The sequence below is a fragment of the Pantoea sp. IMH genome (assembly GCF_000599885.1).
Taxonomy (GTDB): Bacteria; Pseudomonadota; Gammaproteobacteria; order Enterobacterales; family Enterobacteriaceae; genus Erwinia.
In genome coordinates this window covers 1,057,547-1,074,206 of the sequence record NZ_JFGT01000002.1, presented here as the reverse complement: position 1 = coordinate 1,074,206, position 16,660 = coordinate 1,057,547, and the positions used below count along the sequence as shown (strand labels likewise).

The window sequence follows — 16,660 nt, the reverse complement described above, 5'->3', positions numbered from 1 at the left end:
TGTCATTCGTCTCTCCCGGACTTTTCTGAGGGACGATGCCAGTAGTCGTCTGACCCGTTACCGGAGTCCGTTACGTGTTTACTGTTATACTTCAGGTAGTGATTGAGGCGGTAACCCAGCGATTTATGCTGGCTTTATCGCAGTTCGATGGGTTGTTGTTGCGGGGTATCCCTGCGATAGTAGTTAACTGTTCCGCATTATTGAAATTTGAGGCTCGCGATGTCTGACGACATGAAGACTATTAAGGGTTCGTCAGCAGGCGAACAGGGTGTACTCCGCTCAATGCAGGAGGTGGCCATGAGCGATCAAGATGCCAGCAAAATGCTGCGCACCTATAATATTGCCTGGTGGGGTAATAACTATTACGACGTCAATGAGCTGGGCCATATCAGCGTCTGTCCGGACCCGGACGTGCCGGAAGCCCGCGTCGATCTGGCGAAGCTGGTAAAAGAGCGTGAGGCCGATGGTCAGCGACTGCCAGCCCTGTTTTGTTTTCCTCAGATACTGCAACACCGCCTGCGTTCCATTAACGCGGCGTTCAAACGTGCGCGTGAATCTTACGGCTATCGCGGCGACTATTTCCTGGTCTATCCCATTAAGGTGAATCAGCATAAGCGCGTGATTGAATCGCTGATCAACTCAGGCGAGCCGCTGGGATTAGAAGCAGGCTCGAAGGCCGAGCTGATGGCCGTGCTGGCCCATGCTGGCATGACCCGTTCGGTTATCGTCTGCAACGGTTATAAAGATCGTGAGTACATTCGCCTGGCGCTGATTGGCGAGAAGATGGGCCATAAGGTCTATCTGGTGCTGGAAAAAATGACCGAAGTGAAGCTGGTGCTGGAAGAAGCGGAGCGCCTGAGTGTGGTTCCGCGTCTGGGGATCCGTGCCCGCCTGGCTTCGCAGGGTTCCGGTAAATGGCAGTCGAGCGGCGGTGAGAAATCCAAATTTGGTCTCTCTGCCACTCAGGTGCTGAAGCTGGTGGAGATCATGCGCGAAGCGGGGCGGCTTGACAGCCTGCAGCTGCTGCACTTCCACCTCGGTTCGCAGATGGCCAATATTCGCGACATCGCGACCGGCGTGCGTGAGTCGGCGCGCTTCTATGTGGAGCTGGCGAAGCTTGGCGTCAACATTGAGTGCTTCGACGTGGGCGGCGGTCTTGGCGTGGACTATGAAGGCACGCGTTCGCAGTCAGACTGCTCGGTGAACTATGGCCTGAACGAATACGCCAATAACGTTATCTGGGCCATTGGCGACGCCTGTGAAGAGCATAATTTGCCGCATCCGACCGTGATCACGGAGTCGGGACGTGCGGTGACAGCGCACCATACCGTGTTGGTTTCTAACATTATCGGCGTTGAGCGCAACGAATTCAGCGAGCCTGAAGCGCCGGCAGCGGATGCCCCGCGTCCGGTGCTCAGCCTGTGGGCGACCTGGCAGGAAATGCACGAGCCGAGTAACCGTCGCTCGCTGCGTGAATGGCTGCACGACAGCCAGATGGATCTGTTCGATGTCCATACGGGCTATTCGCAGGGGATCTACGATCTGGCCCAGCGCGCCTGGGCTGAGCAGCTTTATCTGAGTATTTGCCACTACATCCAGATGCATCTGGATCCAAGCAACCGGGCGCACCGCCCGATCATTGACGAGCTGCAGGAGCGGATGGCGGATAAGATCTACGTCAACTTCTCGCTGTTCCAGTCAATGCCGGATGCGTGGGGCATCGATCAGCTATTCCCCGTACTGCCGCTGGAAGGGCTTGATAAGTCGCCTGAACGTCGTGCGGTGCTGCTGGATATTACCTGCGACTCTGACGGCACAATCGACCATTACGTTGATGGCGATGGCATTGCCACCACCATGCCGATGCCGCATTACGATGTGGATAATCCGCCAATGCTGGGCTTCTTTATGGTGGGGGCTTATCAGGAAATTCTGGGCAATATGCATAACCTGTTCGGCGATACCGAAGCGGTTGATGTCTTCGCTTTTCCTGACGGCAGCGTAGAAGTCCAGCTCTCCGATGAAGGCGACACAGTGGCGGATATGCTGGAGTACGTGCAGCTGGATCCCCAGGAACTGTTAACGCATTTCCGCAATCAGATCAAAGAGAGCGATCTGGATGAGGATCTGCGTGCACAATTCCTGGAAGAGTTCGAGTCTGGCCTCTACGGCTATACCTACCTGGAAGACGAATAAGCAAGACAGGCTGGGTCCGTTATCAGCGCTCCGGCCTTTATCAGTGCTATTAATGGATTGAGAACGCGCTGCGGGGCGTCCTGTTTATGCATAAACGCCCTGCTGGCGTGCTTATCTGACGAGAGCGTTTTTTTCTGTTAGTGCGCACGCTGCGGAATTTTTACCTCCCCAGCAATCGCTGTTCTCCCAGCCTGGCAGGACGTTTTTCCCGCTCCCGGAAAACCAGACAGAGGCTTGCGAAGCCACGCGTTAGCGGCGATAATTTCCCACTGTGTATCAGGAAAAAATCCCTTTCCCGTCGGGCTTAACGACGGGAAAGGGATTTTTTTCATCTACTCAGGCAACTGGCTCTGCGTTTTTCCGGCACCTGTCTACAGAGGATCTTCTATGAATAACACCCTGGGCAATCAGTACGATAACTCACTGGTCTCTAACGCCTTCGGTTTTATGCGTTTCCCGGTTAATTTCCAGCCGTATGATAGCGATGCGGAGTGGGTCATTACCGGTATTCCGTTTGATGCCGCCACCTCCGGCCGGCCAGGCAGCCGCCTCGGTCCGGGCGCGATCCGTCAGATCTCCACCAACCTGGCGTGGGAAGGCTGCCGCTGGCCGTGGAACTTCGATCTGCGTCAGCGTCTGAAAGTTATCGACTGCGGCGATCTGGTCTACGCTTTTGGCGACTCGCAGGATCTCACTGACAAGCTTCAGGCGCATGCCGAAAAGCTGCTGGCCAACGGAAAGCGCATGCTGACCTTCGGCGGCGATCATTACGTTACGCTGCCGCTGCTGCGCGCCCATGCAAAATACTTTGGCAAGATGGCGCTGGTACACTTTGATGCGCATACCGATACCTACTCAAACGGCCCGACCTTCGATCACGGCACAATGTTCCACCATGCGCCGAAGGAAGGCCTGATCGATCCAACCCGTTCTGTGCAGATAGGCATTCGCACCGAGTTTGATGCGTCGCTGGGCTTTAACGTACTGGATGCGGCACAGGTAAACGATCGTTCCGTTGATGACATTATTGCTCAGGTGAAACAAATCGTTGGCGATATGCCGGTTTACCTGACGTTTGATATCGACTGCCTGGATCCGGCTCACGCGCCCGGAACTGGAACGCCGGTGATCGGCGGTCTGACGACGGATAAAGCGACCAAGCTGGTACGTGCGCTTCAGGGACTGAATATCGTGGGAATGGATCTGGTTGAGGTGGCGCCGGGTTATGACCAGTCCGATCTGACTTCACTGGCGGCGGCCACGCTGGCGCTGGACATGTTGCACGTTCAGGCCGTGAATAAAGGCGAGTAAGCTAACGCCCGTAAGGATGTTATGCGAAAAAAAGGGCGGCTGACCGCCCTTTTTCAATGGCTTTACTTACCGGCAGCAATGCGTTCTTTAATATGCTGCGCTCGTGATTCAGAAGAGGGGTGTGAGTCAAACATGCTGCTCTGGTGGCTCCCTTCCAGCTTCGCCAGTTTTTCAAAGCTGGTGACCAGTCCCTGCGGACTGATGCCCCGTTTTTTCAGCAGGTCGAACGAATAATCATCCGCCTGGCTTTCCTGGGTCTGGGAGAACTGGGCGTTAACCAGTTTCTCACCCATATCCGCCAGCTGCGACTGCGACAGCGAGGCGGCAACACCACCGACTGAGCCAACGGCGGTACGTGCCGCGGTGGTGCCGTAGGCAACCTGCATCGCTTTACGCGTGTGGCCCAGCGCAACGTGACCCATTTCATGCCCCAGGACGCCTTCCACTTCATTATCCGTCATGATGTCCATCAGACCGCTGTAGACGCGGATACAGCCGTTAGCCATCGCCCAGGCGTTGACGTCTTTGGTCACATAGACCTTATAGTTGGCGGGCGTGCCGTTGATGTTATCGCCCAGCGCTTTGGCAATTTTATCCAGACGCTGCGCGTAGACGCTACTTGCTGGCGCAATTTGCGCTTCACTGTCCATCTGTGCACAGGATGTAACGCTCAGCTCTTTGACCTGCGCGTCGCTCAGCGTGGCGGCCTGATAAGCCTGAGCGCCGGATTGCATCAGTGCATCGGTATTAAGGTTTGCGCAGCCGGAAAGCGCAGCGGTGAGAGTAAGAGCAGTAAGTGAGAGGGAGAGTTTCATGTATTTCAGCCATAAGTAATAAGGAAATAAAAACATTAACCTGCCGGAGGGCAGAAAGGCATTATTGCTGCAGCAAAAGGCGTTATAACGCCCTCTGGCGCTAATGCATAGTGGCTAAAGCCGCAAAGCGCAAGTTTGGTCCTTATTTTTTGCTCCTTTCACCATGTACACAGGCCCCGACTTTCATGTACATTGAGGGTCGACTTTTATCCCTTTGCCTGCTAACTCATTGATTAAAAAAGTTAAGTGCGGCGAAGCGTTTAATCCGACCTGGAGTAAAACATGTCTTCTCGTAAAGAGCTAGCCAACGCCATTCGCGCATTAAGTATGGATGCGGTGCAGAAAGCCAATTCCGGCCACCCTGGCGCCCCGATGGGCATGGCGGATATCGCCGAAGTCCTGTGGCGTGATTTTCTGAACCACAACCCTGCCAATCCACACTGGGCTGATCGTGACCGCTTCGTCCTCTCCAACGGCCATGGCTCTATGCTGATTTACAGCCTGCTGCACCTCAGCGGCTACGATCTGCCGATTGAAGAGCTGGCCAACTTCCGTCAGCTGCACTCAAAAACGCCGGGTCATCCGGAATTTGGCTATACCGCAGGTGTGGAAACCACCACCGGTCCGCTGGGGCAGGGCATCGCTAACGCCGTAGGGATGGCGATTGCAGAGCGCACCCTGGCTGCGCAGTTTAACCGTCCGGGACATGAAATCGTCGATCACAGCACCTACGTGTTTATGGGCGACGGCTGCATGATGGAAGGCATTTCCCACGAAGTCTGCTCGCTGGCGGGCACGCTGAAGCTCGGCAAGCTGGTGGCTTTCTATGATGACAACGGCATCTCTATTGATGGCCATATCGAAGGCTGGTTTACCGACGACACGGCTAAGCGCTTCGAAGCATATGGCTGGCATGTGATCCGTGGCATTGATGGACACGATGCCGAGGCGATTAAAAAAGCGGTAGAAGCGGCGAAAGCCGTTACCGATAAGCCTTCACTGCTGATGTGCAAAACGGTGATTGGCTTCGGTTCGCCGAACAAAGCCGGTACGCATGATTCCCATGGCGCGCCGCTGGGCGGCGATGAGATCGTGCTGACCCGTAAGCAGCTGGGCTGGGAACATGAGCCTTTCGTTATCCCATCAACGATTTATGCCGAGTGGGACGCGAAAGAGATGGGACAGGCGAAAGAAGCTGCCTGGAATGAGAAATTCGCGGCCTATGCGCAGGCGTTCCCGGAACTGGCTGAGGAATTTACCCGTCGTATGCAGGGCGAACTGCCGGCTAACTGGCAGAGCGAGTCACAGAAATACATTGAGCAGCTGCAGGCGAATCCAGCCAAAATCGCCAGCCGTAAAGCGTCACAGAACGCGCTGGAAGCCTTTGGTAAACTGCTGCCGGAATATCTGGGCGGCTCGGCCGATCTCGCGCCCAGCAACCTGACTATGTGGTCTGGTTCAAAGCCTGTCAATGAAGACGCCGCTGGCAATTATATCCATTATGGCGTGCGTGAATTCGGGATGACGGCGATTGCGAACGGCATCACTTTACATGGCGGCTTCCTGCCTTATACCGCCACGTTCCTGATGTTTGTTGAGTATGCCCGTAACGCGGCCCGTATGGCTGCGCTGATGAAAATCCGCCAGATTATGGTTTATACCCATGATTCTATCGGTCTGGGTGAAGATGGCCCAACTCACCAGCCGGTTGAGCAGATGGCGAGCCTGCGCGTCACGCCAAACATGAGCCTGTGGCGTCCTTGTGACCAGGTTGAATCAGCGGTGGCGTGGAAATACGCCGTTGAGCGCCACGATGGTCCGACGGCGCTGATCTTCTCCCGCCAGAACCTGGCGCAGCAGGATCGTAACGCTGAGCAGCTGGCAAACGTCGCCCGCGGCGCCTACATCCTGAAAGACTGTGATGGTCAGCCAGAAGTGATCCTGATCGCGACCGGTTCGGAAGTTGAGTTGGCGGTAGGCGCGTACGAACAGCTCACTGCGGAAGGCCGCAAAGTGCGTGTGGTTTCCATGCCGTCGACCGATGCGTTCGATAAGCAGGATGAAGCCTATCGCGAAGCCGTGCTGCCGAAGGCGGTCAGCGCCCGTGTGGCCATTGAAGCCGGCATCGCTGATTACTGGTACAAATACACCGGCCTCAACGGTGCGGTTGTCGGCATGACCACTTTTGGTGAGTCTGCGCCAGCCGATCAGCTGTTCAAAATGTTTGGTTTCACTGTCGATAACGTGGTGGCTAAAGCGAAATCGCTGCTGTAATTCCCCGCGATTCGCCCCGCCCCTCAGGCTGTTTCTGCACCGCCTGAGGGGCCGGTTTTTTCTGATTTTGTGACCTGGATCTAAAGATTGCTGCGGCAATTGATCCGCGTCATTCCTATTATTCCTCTCTTCTATTATTCTGGCTGAAGCGTTTCAGTTAATGATGTCTGCTGGTTTCACGCAGCATCAACGTGGTTTCAGCAAGGCGAGAATTGACTGTACAAACGACCCCGCCTGGCCCAGGCTAGGGGCTCGTTTACGACGCGATTCTGACGCAGGAGTAATATGACGATTCGCATTGCCATCAACGGTTTTGGCCGCATAGGACGCAACGTAGTGCGGGCGCTGTATGAAACCGGACGTCGTGCTGAAATTACCGTGGTCGCCATTAATGAACTGGCGGAGGCGGAGGGCATGGCGCATCTCCTGAAATATGATACCAGCCATGGCCGCTTCGGCTGGGAAGTTCGTCAGGAACGCGATTTGCTGTGGGTCGGCGAGGATACCCTTCGTCTTTTGCACCGTGCTGAGATCAGCGAGCTGCCCTGGCAGGCGCTGAACGTCGATGTGGTGCTGGATTGCACCGGCGTTTATGGCAGCCGGGCTGATGGTGAGGCGCACCTGGCCGCGGGCGCAAAAAAAGTGCTGTTCTCTCATCCGGGCGGCCACGATCTCGATGCAACGGTGGTCTATGGCGTGAATGAGAAAGCGCTGCGCGCTGAAGATCGCCTCGTCTCCAACGCTTCCTGCACCACAAACTGTATTGTTCCTGTGATAAAACTTCTGGATGATGCGTTTGGCATTGAGTCGGGTACCGTCACGACCATCCACTCTGCCATGCACGATCAGCAGGTGATTGATGCTTACCATCCCGACCTGCGACGCACCCGTGCAGCCAGCCAGTCGATTATTCCAGTTGATACGCGACTTGCCGCCGGCATCACCCGTATTTTTCCGAAATTTCATGACCGTTTCGAAGCGATTGCCGTGCGGGTGCCGACGATCAACGTGACCGCAATGGATTTGAGCGTAAGCGTGCGCGATGCGGTCAGCGCCAGCGAGGTTAACGCGCTGTTGCAAAATGCGTCGGAAGGGGCATTTAGTGGTATAGTTGACTATACGGAATTACCGTTAGTCTCCATAGATTTTAACCACGATCCGCACAGTGCCATAGTGGACGGCACGCAGACGCGGGTCAGCGGTCAGCACCTGGTCAAGACACTGGTCTGGTGCGACAACGAATGGGGCTTTGCTAACCGGATGCTCGACACCACGTTAGCCATGGCCGCAAGCGGTTTCAGGTAGGGCGCGGTTTGCGTCCGTCAAAACTTAGAGAATCAACGAGAGGATTCACCATGTCTGTAATTAAGATGACCGATCTGGATCTTGCTGGTAAACGCGTACTTATTCGTTCCGATCTGAACGTGCCAGTCAAAGAAGGGAAGGTGACGTCAGATGCACGTATTCGTGCTTCATTGCCGACCATCGAAGCGGCGCTGAAGCAGGGCGCTAAAGTGATGGTAACCTCCCACCTTGGTCGCCCAACCGAAGGTGAATATAACGAAGAGTTTTCCCTGTTGCCGGTGGTTAACTACCTGAAAGAGAAACTCTCTTCTCCGGTTCGTCTGGCGAAAGATTACCTGGACGGCGTTGAGGTGGCAGAAGGCGAGCTGGTGGTGCTGGAAAACGTCCGCTTTAACAAAGGCGAAAAGAAAGACGACGAAGCCCTCTCTAAAAAATATGCCGCCCTGTGCGACATCTATGTGATGGATGCTTTTGGTACGGCTCACCGCGCGCAGGCTTCCACGCACGGCGTGGGTAAATTCGCACCTGTTGCCTGTGCCGGCCCGCTGCTGGCTGAAGAGCTGGACGCGCTGGGCAAAGCCCTGCTGAGCCCGGCTCGCCCGATGGTGGCTGTGGTAGGTGGATCGAAAGTTTCTACCAAATTCGACGTGCTGAATTCGCTGGTGAAAATTGCCGATACGGTGATTGTGGGCGGCGGTATCGCCAACACCTTCGTGGCTATCGACAACAACGTGGGCAAATCACTGTATGAGCCTGATTTCGTGGATGCTGCGAAAAAGCTGCGTGACGAATTCAAAATCCCGGTACCAACTGACTCCCGTGTAGGTACGGAATTCTCTGAAACTGCCCCTTCCACCGTGAAAAAAGTCAGCGAAGTCAACGATGATGAAGAGATCATGGACTTCGGCGACGAAACCGCGGAAGCGATGGCTAAGCTGTTGAAAGAAGCCAAAACTATCCTGTGGAACGGCCCGGTAGGCGTGTTTGAATTCCCGAACTTCCGTAAAGGCACCGAAATCATCGCTAAGGCAATTGCAGACAGCGACGCATTCTCTATCGCCGGCGGCGGTGATACGCTGGCAGCCATCGATCTGTTCGGTATCGAAGATAAGATTTCTTATATCTCTACCGGCGGCGGCGCTTTCCTGGAGTTTGTGGAAGGCAAAACACTGCCAGCGGTTGCGATGCTCGAAGCGCGCGCAAAACAGTAATCTCTGCGGCGGGAGCAGCGCTCCCGCCAGAATTCCCCGCCTGACCATCAGGCACCGAATTTCTTAATCCGGCCGACGAAACAGGACAAAAAGCATGTCTAAAATTTTTGATTTCGTAAAACCAGGCGTTGTCACCGGTGACGACGTACAGAAAATTTTTCAGGTAGCGAAAGAGAACAAATTCGCCCTGCCAGCAGTAAACTGCGTAGGTACTGACTCCATCAACGCCGTGCTGGAAACCGCCGCTAAAGTAAAAGCGCCGGTCATCATTCAGTTCTCTAACGGCGGCGCTGCGTTTATCGCAGGTAAAGGCCTTAAGTCCGACAAGCCACAGGCGGCTGCCATTCTGGGCGCCATTTCTGGTGCACATCACGTTCACCAGATGGCTGAACATTATGGCGTGCCTGTTATTCTGCACACCGACCACTGTGCCAAAAAACTGCTGCCGTGGATCGATGGTCTGCTGGACGCAGGTGAAGCGCATTTCGAGAAAACCGGTAAGCCACTGTTCTCTTCACACATGATCGACCTGTCTGAAGAGTCTCTGGAAGAAAACATTGAGATTTGTAGCGGCTATCTGGCGCGCATGGCCAAACTGAACATGACGCTGGAGATCGAACTGGGCTGCACCGGCGGTGAAGAAGATGGCGTTGATAACAGCCACATGGACGCTTCTGCGCTCTACACGCAGCCGGAAGACGTTGATTACGCTTATGAAAAACTGAGCGCTATCAGCCCACGTTTCACCATTGCGGCCTCATTCGGTAACGTTCACGGTGTTTACAAGCCAGGTAACGTGAAGCTGACCCCGACCATCCTGCGTGATTCTCAGGATTACGTCAGCAAGAAACACAATCTGCCGCACAACTCTCTGGATTTTGTTTTCCACGGCGGTTCCGGTTCTTCTGCTGCGGAAATCGAAGAGTCGATCAGCTACGGTGTGATCAAAATGAACATCGATACCGACACCCAGTGGGCAACCTGGGACGGTATTCTTCAGTACTACAAAAAGAACGAAGGCTATCTGCAGGCCCAGCTGGGTAACCCGGAAGGGGATGATAAGCCGAACAAGAAATACTACGATCCTCGCGTCTGGCTGCGTTCAGCGCAGAGCGCAATGATCGTGCGCCTGGAGCAGGCGTTTAAAGAACTGAATGCGGTTGACGTGCTGTAAGCGTCAGTATCGCAGTTAAAAAAGCCCCGAAAGGGGCTTTTTTATTTTCCAGGCGAGGAAATTGCCTTTCCGCAACAGCAAATTTGGCAGGTCAGCGCTTTATTGGTTAACCTTGCAAGCTGAAATGTCAGTTCTGGCTGGCTGTAAGAGAATGTCCCGCTGGGAACAACAACAGGAAAATAAAATGGAAGATCTTAACGTGATAAACGGCATCAACAGTGCCGGAAGCTGGCTGGTGCAGCATCAGGCGCTGTTACTCAGCTATTCAGTCAATATCATTGCCGCAATTGTCATTCTCGTCGTCGGGATGATCCTTTCACGTATTATCGCTAATACGCTGAATAAAGTGCTGCTTGCGCGACGCCTTGATGCAACAGTCGCGGGTTTTCTTGCCACGCTGGTACGTTATGCTCTTATTGCGTTTACGCTGATTGCCGCTCTGGGCAGAGTGGGCGTACAAACGGCTTCTGTTATTGCCATTCTTGGCGCCGCAGGTCTGGCTATCGGTCTGGCGCTGAAAGATTCGCTGGCTAACCTTGCCGCTGGTGTCCTGCTGGTGACCTTCCGTCCTTTCCGTACAGGCGAATTTATTGATATCGGCGTGATGGGCACCGTACAGAATGTACAACTGTTTTCAACCACGCTGAAGACAGCAGACGGTAAAGTCGTTGTGGTTCCTAATGGCAAAGTTATCGCAGGAAATATTGTTAACTTCTCACGCGAACCTGTTCGTCGTAATGAATTCATTATCGGCGTCGCCTACGATGCAGATGTGGATAAAGTGCTTACATTACTGCGTGAGGTTGTGGATGCCGAACCACGCGTATTACAGGATATGGGCGTGCAGATTGGCCTGAACGAGATGGGGCCTTCCTCGCTCAACTTTGTGGTGCGCTGCTGGAGTAACGCCGGCGAACTGATTAACGTCTACTGGGATTTGATGAAGGCGTTCAAGCTTGCGCTGGATGCTAATGATATCGGTATTCCTTATCCGCAGATGGATGTTCACCTGCATCAGGTAAATAAACCAGAAACACCAGAGATGCCGCCAGCAACCCGTCTGGCTAAACCAGAATAAATTTCTGAACAGGAGCGAACTGCGGTTCGCTCTTCTTTTACCTGCTATGATAAGAATGGCTAATGACCGATAAGATTATTCAATTTCCTCTAATGATTGTGTCCCGATAGACTCAGCGCAACGTAATCAGGTGAGGATAATTTCATGCTGTCTGTTTTCTTCCAGGGGATGGCGCTGGGCGCTGCGTTGATCCTGCCGCTGGGGCCACAAAATGCCTTTGTGATGAACCAGGGCATCCGGCGTCAGTACCATTTAATGACCGCCGGGTTATGTACGCTGAGCGACATCATCCTTATTTGCGCAGGCGTTTTCGGCGGCAGCGCGCTGTTAACGCAGTCACCCCTGTTGCTTAACCTGGTCACCTGGGGCGGCGTGGCGTTTCTGCTGTGGTATGGCTGGGGTGCTATCCGCACGGCGCTGAGCGGCAATATCGATCTGGAAAGTGCCGAAATACGCAAACAGGGACGCTGGCGAATCATTGCCACCATGATGGCCGTCACCTGGCTGAACCCCCATGTCTATATCGATACTTTTGTGGTGCTCGGTAGCCTCGGCGGGCAGCTCCCGGCGGCGGCGCGGGTCTGGTTCGCGCTCGGTTCCGCGATGGCCTCGCTGCTGTGGTTTTTTAGCCTGGCGCTGATGGCCGCGTGGCTCTCGCCCCGTCTGAATACGACGAGAGCGCAGCGCATTATTAACGCGCTGGTCGGTGCGGTAATGTGGGCTATCGCCCTGAAACTGGCTCTCCAGGGGATGGCCTTTTTCTGACCTGTTGCCGAGGTTTTCGCGCAGGGAAATTACCTGCGCGCTTCACCCGATCGGTGACCGCTTCGCGGTGCCTGTCCTTTTACCGTACAACAGTTATAGTCGTGGTAAATGTCGCTGTGGCAAAGGGTTGCTGCGGCGGTAACCGTGGCCTGTTCGCTTTTTTTCCGGTAAAAATAGACAGCCCGGGCGTTAAAACATGTCTGCTGGCGAACTTTTTATCGAATTAAAAATCTGAACATCATCTTCAGTGCATTATAAACTGCTGGTTAAGGCAGAATGCGACTCATCATTTCCCGTCAAGGAGGAAGATTGTGAGATTAAAAGCCCTGGTTATCGCCGGATTAATGTCAACCACCGCGCTCTCAGCGACTGCTGTAGCCAGCGAGTTACCTGATGGCCCGCATGTCGTCACTTCAGGTCAGTCCAGCGTCGATGCCACGCCGGATATCGCCACGCTCTCAATTGAAGTCAGCGTCTCTTCGAAAGATGCGGCCGAAGCCAAAAAGCAGACTGACGCCCGCGTGGCGCAATACTTCGACTTCCTGCAAAAAAACAATATTGAGAAAAAAGATATCGACGCGGCCAATCTGCGTACCCAGCCAGAATATGACTATCTGAAAGATGGTAAGTCGGTGCTGAAAGGGTATCGCGCCGTGCGTCAGGTGCAGGTTACGCTGCGCCAGCTCGATAAGCTGAATGAGCTGCTGGATGGCGCGCTGAAATCAGGACTCAACGAGATCCGCTCGGTTGAGCTTGGTGTGGCTAACCCTGAGCAGTATCGTGACAAGGCGCGACAGGCGGCGATTGAGGATGCCACCCGCCAGGCTGGCCAGCTGGCAAAAGGCTTTAACGCGACGCTCGGTCCGGTCTACAGCATTCGTTATCATGTGGCCAACTATCAGCCGATGCCAATGGCGAGGATGTATAAAGCCGCCGATGCGGCACCGATGACCTCGGCAGCTCAGACCTACGAGCAGCAGAGCATTCATTTCGACGATCAGGTTGATGTGGTGTTTGAGATCCAGCGCGGTCAGTAAGGCTGGCGGCCGTTGAGGCCTTAGCCTGTTGAAAGTGAGGCCGTCCCTTAACGGGGCGGCCTTTTTGTTACTCGCCCTGGCGCAGCACGCGGCGTCCGTGAGCAAGTAAGGCGTCGGTGACTTTTCGCATCAGACGGCTCTCCGGTGCGAAGCGGTGCCAGTAAAGCATCCTGCGCTGGAAAAGGCCAGGCGTCAGATCGATCAGCTCACCTTCCGCCAGTTCACGTTCTATCTGCAGATGCGGGATCATACAGCAGGTCGTTCCCTGGCGGGCCAGCTGCACAAAGGCCTCTGATGAATTAACGATATGGCAGGGCACGCTCCCCGGCGAGAGATCAAAGTTCTGCTGTAGAAACGCCTGATGCATATCATCAAGGTGATCAAAGGCGACCGCAGGGGCTTTCAGCAAGGCGGAGCGCGTGACGCCGTTCGGAAAGTAACGGGCCGCAAAATCTTTCGAGCCGACGAACAGATAGTCCAGTGCCCCCAGCTGATCGACAAGGCAGCTGGGCAGGGGCTGTGGCTGAATACTCACCGCACCCACCACTTCGCCACGACGCAGCCTTTCCTGAGTACGGCTTTCATCTTCAACCTGAAGGTTGAGACGTACCGGGGAGTCGGTCAGCACCGTTTTTAGCGCTGGCAGCAGCCAGGTCGCCAGACTGTCGGCGTTGACCGCCAGCGACAGCAGCAGAGGCGTCGTGCCGCTGTGCTCATCACCCAGCCACTCCTCTTCGAGCAATTCAACCTGATGCAGCAGCGCCAGCAGCTTCTGCCCCTGTTCGGTCGGGCGGGGCGGCACGGTTCGCACCAGCAGCGGCTGCCCGAACATATTTTCCAGCTGCTTGATGCGCTGGGAAACGGCGGACTGTGTGATGCAAAGCTTCTGTGCGGCCCGCTCAAAGCCGCGTTCGCGAATCACCGCATCCAGCGCCTGAAGCGTTCGATAATCCGGGCGTTTCATTATTCCTTTCGCTCTCATTCAGGTGTGGATACAGCACTATGCCATATTTTTGGCATTTTGCCCTGTGCAACGGCGACTTTATGCGGCAGCGTCTTTGTGGGCTGCTTTGCAAAGTGGCAGGAAATGCGCCGGCAGGGCGGATTTTTTGGCCGGGGTTGTTTTATACTAGCCGCACACAATGGCAGCAGGGATTGTAAACATATTATGACGCAGGAAGAACTCAAAAAGGCCGTGGGCTGGGCCGCGCTGGAATACGTCAAGCCTGGCACCATCGTGGGCGTGGGTACCGGCTCAACCGCCGCCCATTTCATTGATGCGCTCGGCTCGGTTAAGCATCAGATAGAGGGTACTGTTTCCAGCTCGGAAGCCTCAACCCAGAAACTGAAAGGCCTGGGGATTCAGGTGTTTGACCTCAATGAGGTCGATTCACTGTCAATCTATGTCGATGGCGCCGATGAGATAAACGGCGCGATGCAGATGATCAAAGGCGGCGGCGCGGCGTTAACCCGCGAAAAGATTATTGCAGCCGTGGCAGAGACCTTTATCTGCATCGCCGATGAGTCAAAGCAGGTGGACGTACTTGGCCGTTTCCCTCTGCCTGTGGAAGTGATCCCGATGGCACGTAGCTTCGTCGCCCGTGAGCTGGTGAAGCTGGGGGGGCTGCCGGAGTATCGCCAGCATGTGGTGACCGATAACGGCAACATTATTCTTGATGTGCATAATCTGCGCATTCTGGATGCCGTTGCGCTGGAAAAAGCCATTAACGCCTTGCCCGGCGTGGTGACCGTCGGTTTATTTGCCAGCCGTGGAGCGGATGTGGCGCTGATCGGTACGGCATCCGGTGTTAAAACAATAGAAAAATGATCTGACACGCGTCATGCCGTGCCAGTTAATTCAGGCTAAAAAACATCTTTTCTTCACCCCCTGAAATTTAGTGACTTATGTCACACAACGGTAACCTTCAGGGGGATTCTGCTGAAGTTGAAGTGGCAGCCGTGATTATCTGTCAGGTTAGCGCGATCTTCGCTCCTGCCATGCTGACGGGGGGGCAATCGTTTGTATTGCCGCCGCCGGAAATTTTGATATTTTGGCAGAAGGCTAACTTATCTCCGGAAAGGTAAGCCGCAGCAACAAGGTATGGAGTCAGCACAACGGCAAGGGAAATGTCCCCCTTCGGCTGACTCAGCGTTGCGGGCAGGCTACCGTTTTCGTAACAAGATTAGCCACTTCTGAAGTCAGCTAAATAGGGTCGGGAAATGGCAAAGGTATCACTGGAGAAAGACAAGATTAAGTTCCTGCTGGTGGAAGGCGTACACCAGAGCGCGGTAGAAAATCTGCGCGCGTCAGGCTATACCAATATCGAATTTCACAAAGGCGCGCTGGACAGCGAAGCGCTGAAAGCATCCATCCGCGATGCTCACTTCATCGGCATCCGATCGCGTACCCAACTGACCGAAGAGATTTTTGCCGCCGCGGAGAAGCTGGTTGCCGTTGGCTGTTTCTGTATCGGGACCAATCAGGTCGATCTTGATGCGGCAGGGAAGCGCGGGATCCCGGTCTTCAACGCCCCGTTCTCAAATACCCGATCCGTGGCAGAGCTGGTTATCGGTGAACTGCTGCTGATGCTGCGCGGCGTGCCTGCGGCCAACGCTAAAGCGCACCGCGGCATCTGGAATAAGCTGGCTGTCGGCTCCTATGAAGCTCGCGGTAAGAAGCTTGGCATCATTGGCTATGGCCATATCGGTATGCAGCTGGGCGTGCTGGCGGAAAGCCTGGGCATGCATGTCTATTTTTATGACATTGAGAACAAGTTACCGCTGGGGAATGCGACCCAGGTACGCGCGCTTTCCGATCTGCTGAATATGAGCGATGTGGTCAGCCTTCACGTTCCCGAAACGGCGTCAACGCAGAATATGATCGGCGCAGCGGAGCTGTCGCAGATGAAGCCAGGTGCACTGCTGATTAACGCCTCACGCGGCACGGTGGTGGATATTCCGGCACTCTGTAAAGTCCTGGCGGACAAGCATCTGGCCGGGGCGGCGATTGACGTTTTCCCCGAAGAACCGGCAACCAACAGCGATCCTTTCACTTCGCCGCTGTGCGAATTTGATAATGTGATCCTGACGCCGCATATTGGTGGCTCCACCCAGGAAGCGCAGGAAAATATCGGTATTGAAGTGGCGGGCAAGCTGGCGAAATACTCTGATAACGGCTCCACGCTTTCCGCCGTTAACTTCCCGGAAGTGTCGCTGCCGATGCATGGCAATCAGAGCCGTCTGCTGCATATCCATGAAAACAGGCCGGGCGTACTGACCGCCATTAACAATATCTTTGCCGGACAGGGCATCAATATTGCCGCGCAGTACCTGCAAACCACGCCGCATATGGGCTATGTGGTCATTGATATTGAAGCGCCTCAGGATGTGGCCAATACCGCGCTACAGCTGATGAAAGCGATCCCCGGCACTATCCGCGCCCGTCTGCTTTATTAATATAACGGACATTCACTTAAGGCCACTCAGGTGGCCTT

13 protein-coding genes are annotated in these 16,660 nt (G+C 54.7%); 11 read left to right on the top strand and 2 right to left on the bottom strand.

Annotated features, from left to right (window positions below; genetic code table 11):
• Positions 1-219 precede the first annotated feature (219 nt).
• Complete coding sequence (gene speA / locus EA20_RS0104970; protein WP_024965785.1) at positions 220-2,196, top strand: biosynthetic arginine decarboxylase; 1,977 nt, start codon at positions 220-222, stop codon at positions 2,194-2,196.
• Between the two features lie 387 nt (positions 2,197-2,583).
• Positions 2,584-3,507, top strand: coding sequence for an agmatinase (gene speB, locus EA20_RS0104965; RefSeq protein ID WP_024965784.1), 924 nt, complete (start codon positions 2,584-2,586; stop codon positions 3,505-3,507).
• A 62-nt stretch (positions 3,508-3,569) separates the two neighbouring features.
• Here speB and EA20_RS0104960 read toward each other — a convergent pair whose 3' ends face one another.
• On the bottom strand, positions 3,570-4,322 hold the full coding sequence (locus EA20_RS0104960) for a M48 family metallopeptidase (RefSeq protein WP_024965783.1): 753 nt from the start codon (positions 4,320-4,322) through the stop codon (positions 3,570-3,572).
• A 282-nt stretch (positions 4,323-4,604) separates the two neighbouring features.
• Between EA20_RS0104960 and tkt the strand changes: the two genes are divergently transcribed.
• From tkt to EA20_RS0104925, 7 genes are all read left to right on the top strand, one after another.
• Complete coding sequence (gene tkt, locus EA20_RS0104955) at positions 4,605-6,596, top strand: transketolase (RefSeq protein WP_024965782.1); 1,992 nt, start codon at positions 4,605-4,607, stop codon at positions 6,594-6,596.
• A 285-nt stretch (positions 6,597-6,881) separates the two neighbouring features.
• Positions 6,882-7,901 (top strand): erythrose-4-phosphate dehydrogenase, encoded by a 1,020-nt coding sequence (gene epd, locus EA20_RS0104950; protein ID WP_024965781.1) that lies wholly within the window; start codon positions 6,882-6,884, stop codon positions 7,899-7,901.
• A gap of 50 nt (positions 7,902-7,951) precedes the next feature.
• The gene (pgk, locus tag EA20_RS0104945; protein WP_024965780.1) at positions 7,952-9,112 is read left to right on the top strand and encodes a phosphoglycerate kinase; all 1,161 of its coding nucleotides are present in this window, start codon (positions 7,952-7,954) and stop codon (positions 9,110-9,112) included.
• 94 nt (positions 9,113-9,206) lie between these two features.
• The gene (fbaA, locus tag EA20_RS0104940) at positions 9,207-10,286 is read left to right on the top strand and encodes a class II fructose-bisphosphate aldolase (RefSeq protein WP_024965779.1); all 1,080 of its coding nucleotides are present in this window, start codon (positions 9,207-9,209) and stop codon (positions 10,284-10,286) included.
• 184 nt (positions 10,287-10,470) lie between these two features.
• A complete protein-coding gene (gene mscS, locus EA20_RS0104935; RefSeq protein WP_024965778.1) occupies positions 10,471-11,364 on the top strand; it encodes a small-conductance mechanosensitive channel MscS in 894 nt (297 codons plus the stop codon).
• Positions 11,365-11,508: 144 nt separating this feature from the next.
• Complete coding sequence (argO, locus tag EA20_RS0104930; RefSeq protein ID WP_024965777.1) at positions 11,509-12,129, top strand: arginine exporter ArgO; 621 nt, start codon at positions 11,509-11,511, stop codon at positions 12,127-12,129.
• Between the two features lie 326 nt (positions 12,130-12,455).
• Positions 12,456-13,166, top strand: a complete 711-nt coding sequence (locus tag EA20_RS0104925; RefSeq protein WP_255342930.1) for an oxidative stress defense protein — start codon at positions 12,456-12,458, stop codon at positions 13,164-13,166.
• 67 nt (positions 13,167-13,233) lie between these two features.
• Here the strand turns inward: EA20_RS0104925 and EA20_RS0104920 are convergent, their stop codons facing one another.
• Positions 13,234-14,130 (bottom strand): LysR family transcriptional regulator ArgP, encoded by an 897-nt coding sequence (locus EA20_RS0104920; protein WP_024965775.1) that lies wholly within the window; start codon positions 14,128-14,130, stop codon positions 13,234-13,236.
• Positions 14,131-14,334: 204 nt separating this feature from the next.
• Between EA20_RS0104920 and rpiA the strand changes: the two genes are divergently transcribed.
• Together rpiA and serA are read left to right on the top strand one after the other, a co-directional pair.
• A complete protein-coding gene (gene rpiA, locus EA20_RS0104915; protein ID WP_024965774.1) occupies positions 14,335-14,994 on the top strand; it encodes a ribose-5-phosphate isomerase RpiA in 660 nt (219 codons plus the stop codon).
• Between the two features lie 392 nt (positions 14,995-15,386).
• On the top strand, positions 15,387-16,622 hold the full coding sequence (gene serA / locus EA20_RS0104905) for a phosphoglycerate dehydrogenase (protein WP_024965772.1): 1,236 nt from the start codon (positions 15,387-15,389) through the stop codon (positions 16,620-16,622).
• Positions 16,623-16,660 lie beyond the last annotated feature (38 nt).

Coding starts and splice junctions, on each gene's coding strand:
- EA20_RS0104960 (WP_024965783.1), bottom strand. CDS start 4,322: ATGAAACTCTCCCTCTCACTTACTGCTCTTACTCTCACCGCTGCGCTT.
- argO (WP_024965777.1), top strand. CDS start 11,509: ATGCTGTCTGTTTTCTTCCAGGGGATGGCGCTGGGCGCTGCGTTGATC.
- serA (WP_024965772.1), top strand. CDS start 15,387: ATGGCAAAGGTATCACTGGAGAAAGACAAGATTAAGTTCCTGCTGGTG.
- mscS (WP_024965778.1), top strand. CDS start 10,471: ATGGAAGATCTTAACGTGATAAACGGCATCAACAGTGCCGGAAGCTGG.
- speB (WP_024965784.1), top strand. CDS start 2,584: ATGAATAACACCCTGGGCAATCAGTACGATAACTCACTGGTCTCTAAC.
- EA20_RS0104920 (WP_024965775.1), bottom strand. CDS start 14,130: ATGAAACGCCCGGATTATCGAACGCTTCAGGCGCTGGATGCGGTGATT.
- fbaA (WP_024965779.1), top strand. CDS start 9,207: ATGTCTAAAATTTTTGATTTCGTAAAACCAGGCGTTGTCACCGGTGAC.
- speA (WP_024965785.1), top strand. CDS start 220: ATGTCTGACGACATGAAGACTATTAAGGGTTCGTCAGCAGGCGAACAG.
- tkt (WP_024965782.1), top strand. CDS start 4,605: ATGTCTTCTCGTAAAGAGCTAGCCAACGCCATTCGCGCATTAAGTATG.
- epd (WP_024965781.1), top strand. CDS start 6,882: ATGACGATTCGCATTGCCATCAACGGTTTTGGCCGCATAGGACGCAAC.
- rpiA (WP_024965774.1), top strand. CDS start 14,335: ATGACGCAGGAAGAACTCAAAAAGGCCGTGGGCTGGGCCGCGCTGGAA.
- pgk (WP_024965780.1), top strand. CDS start 7,952: ATGTCTGTAATTAAGATGACCGATCTGGATCTTGCTGGTAAACGCGTA.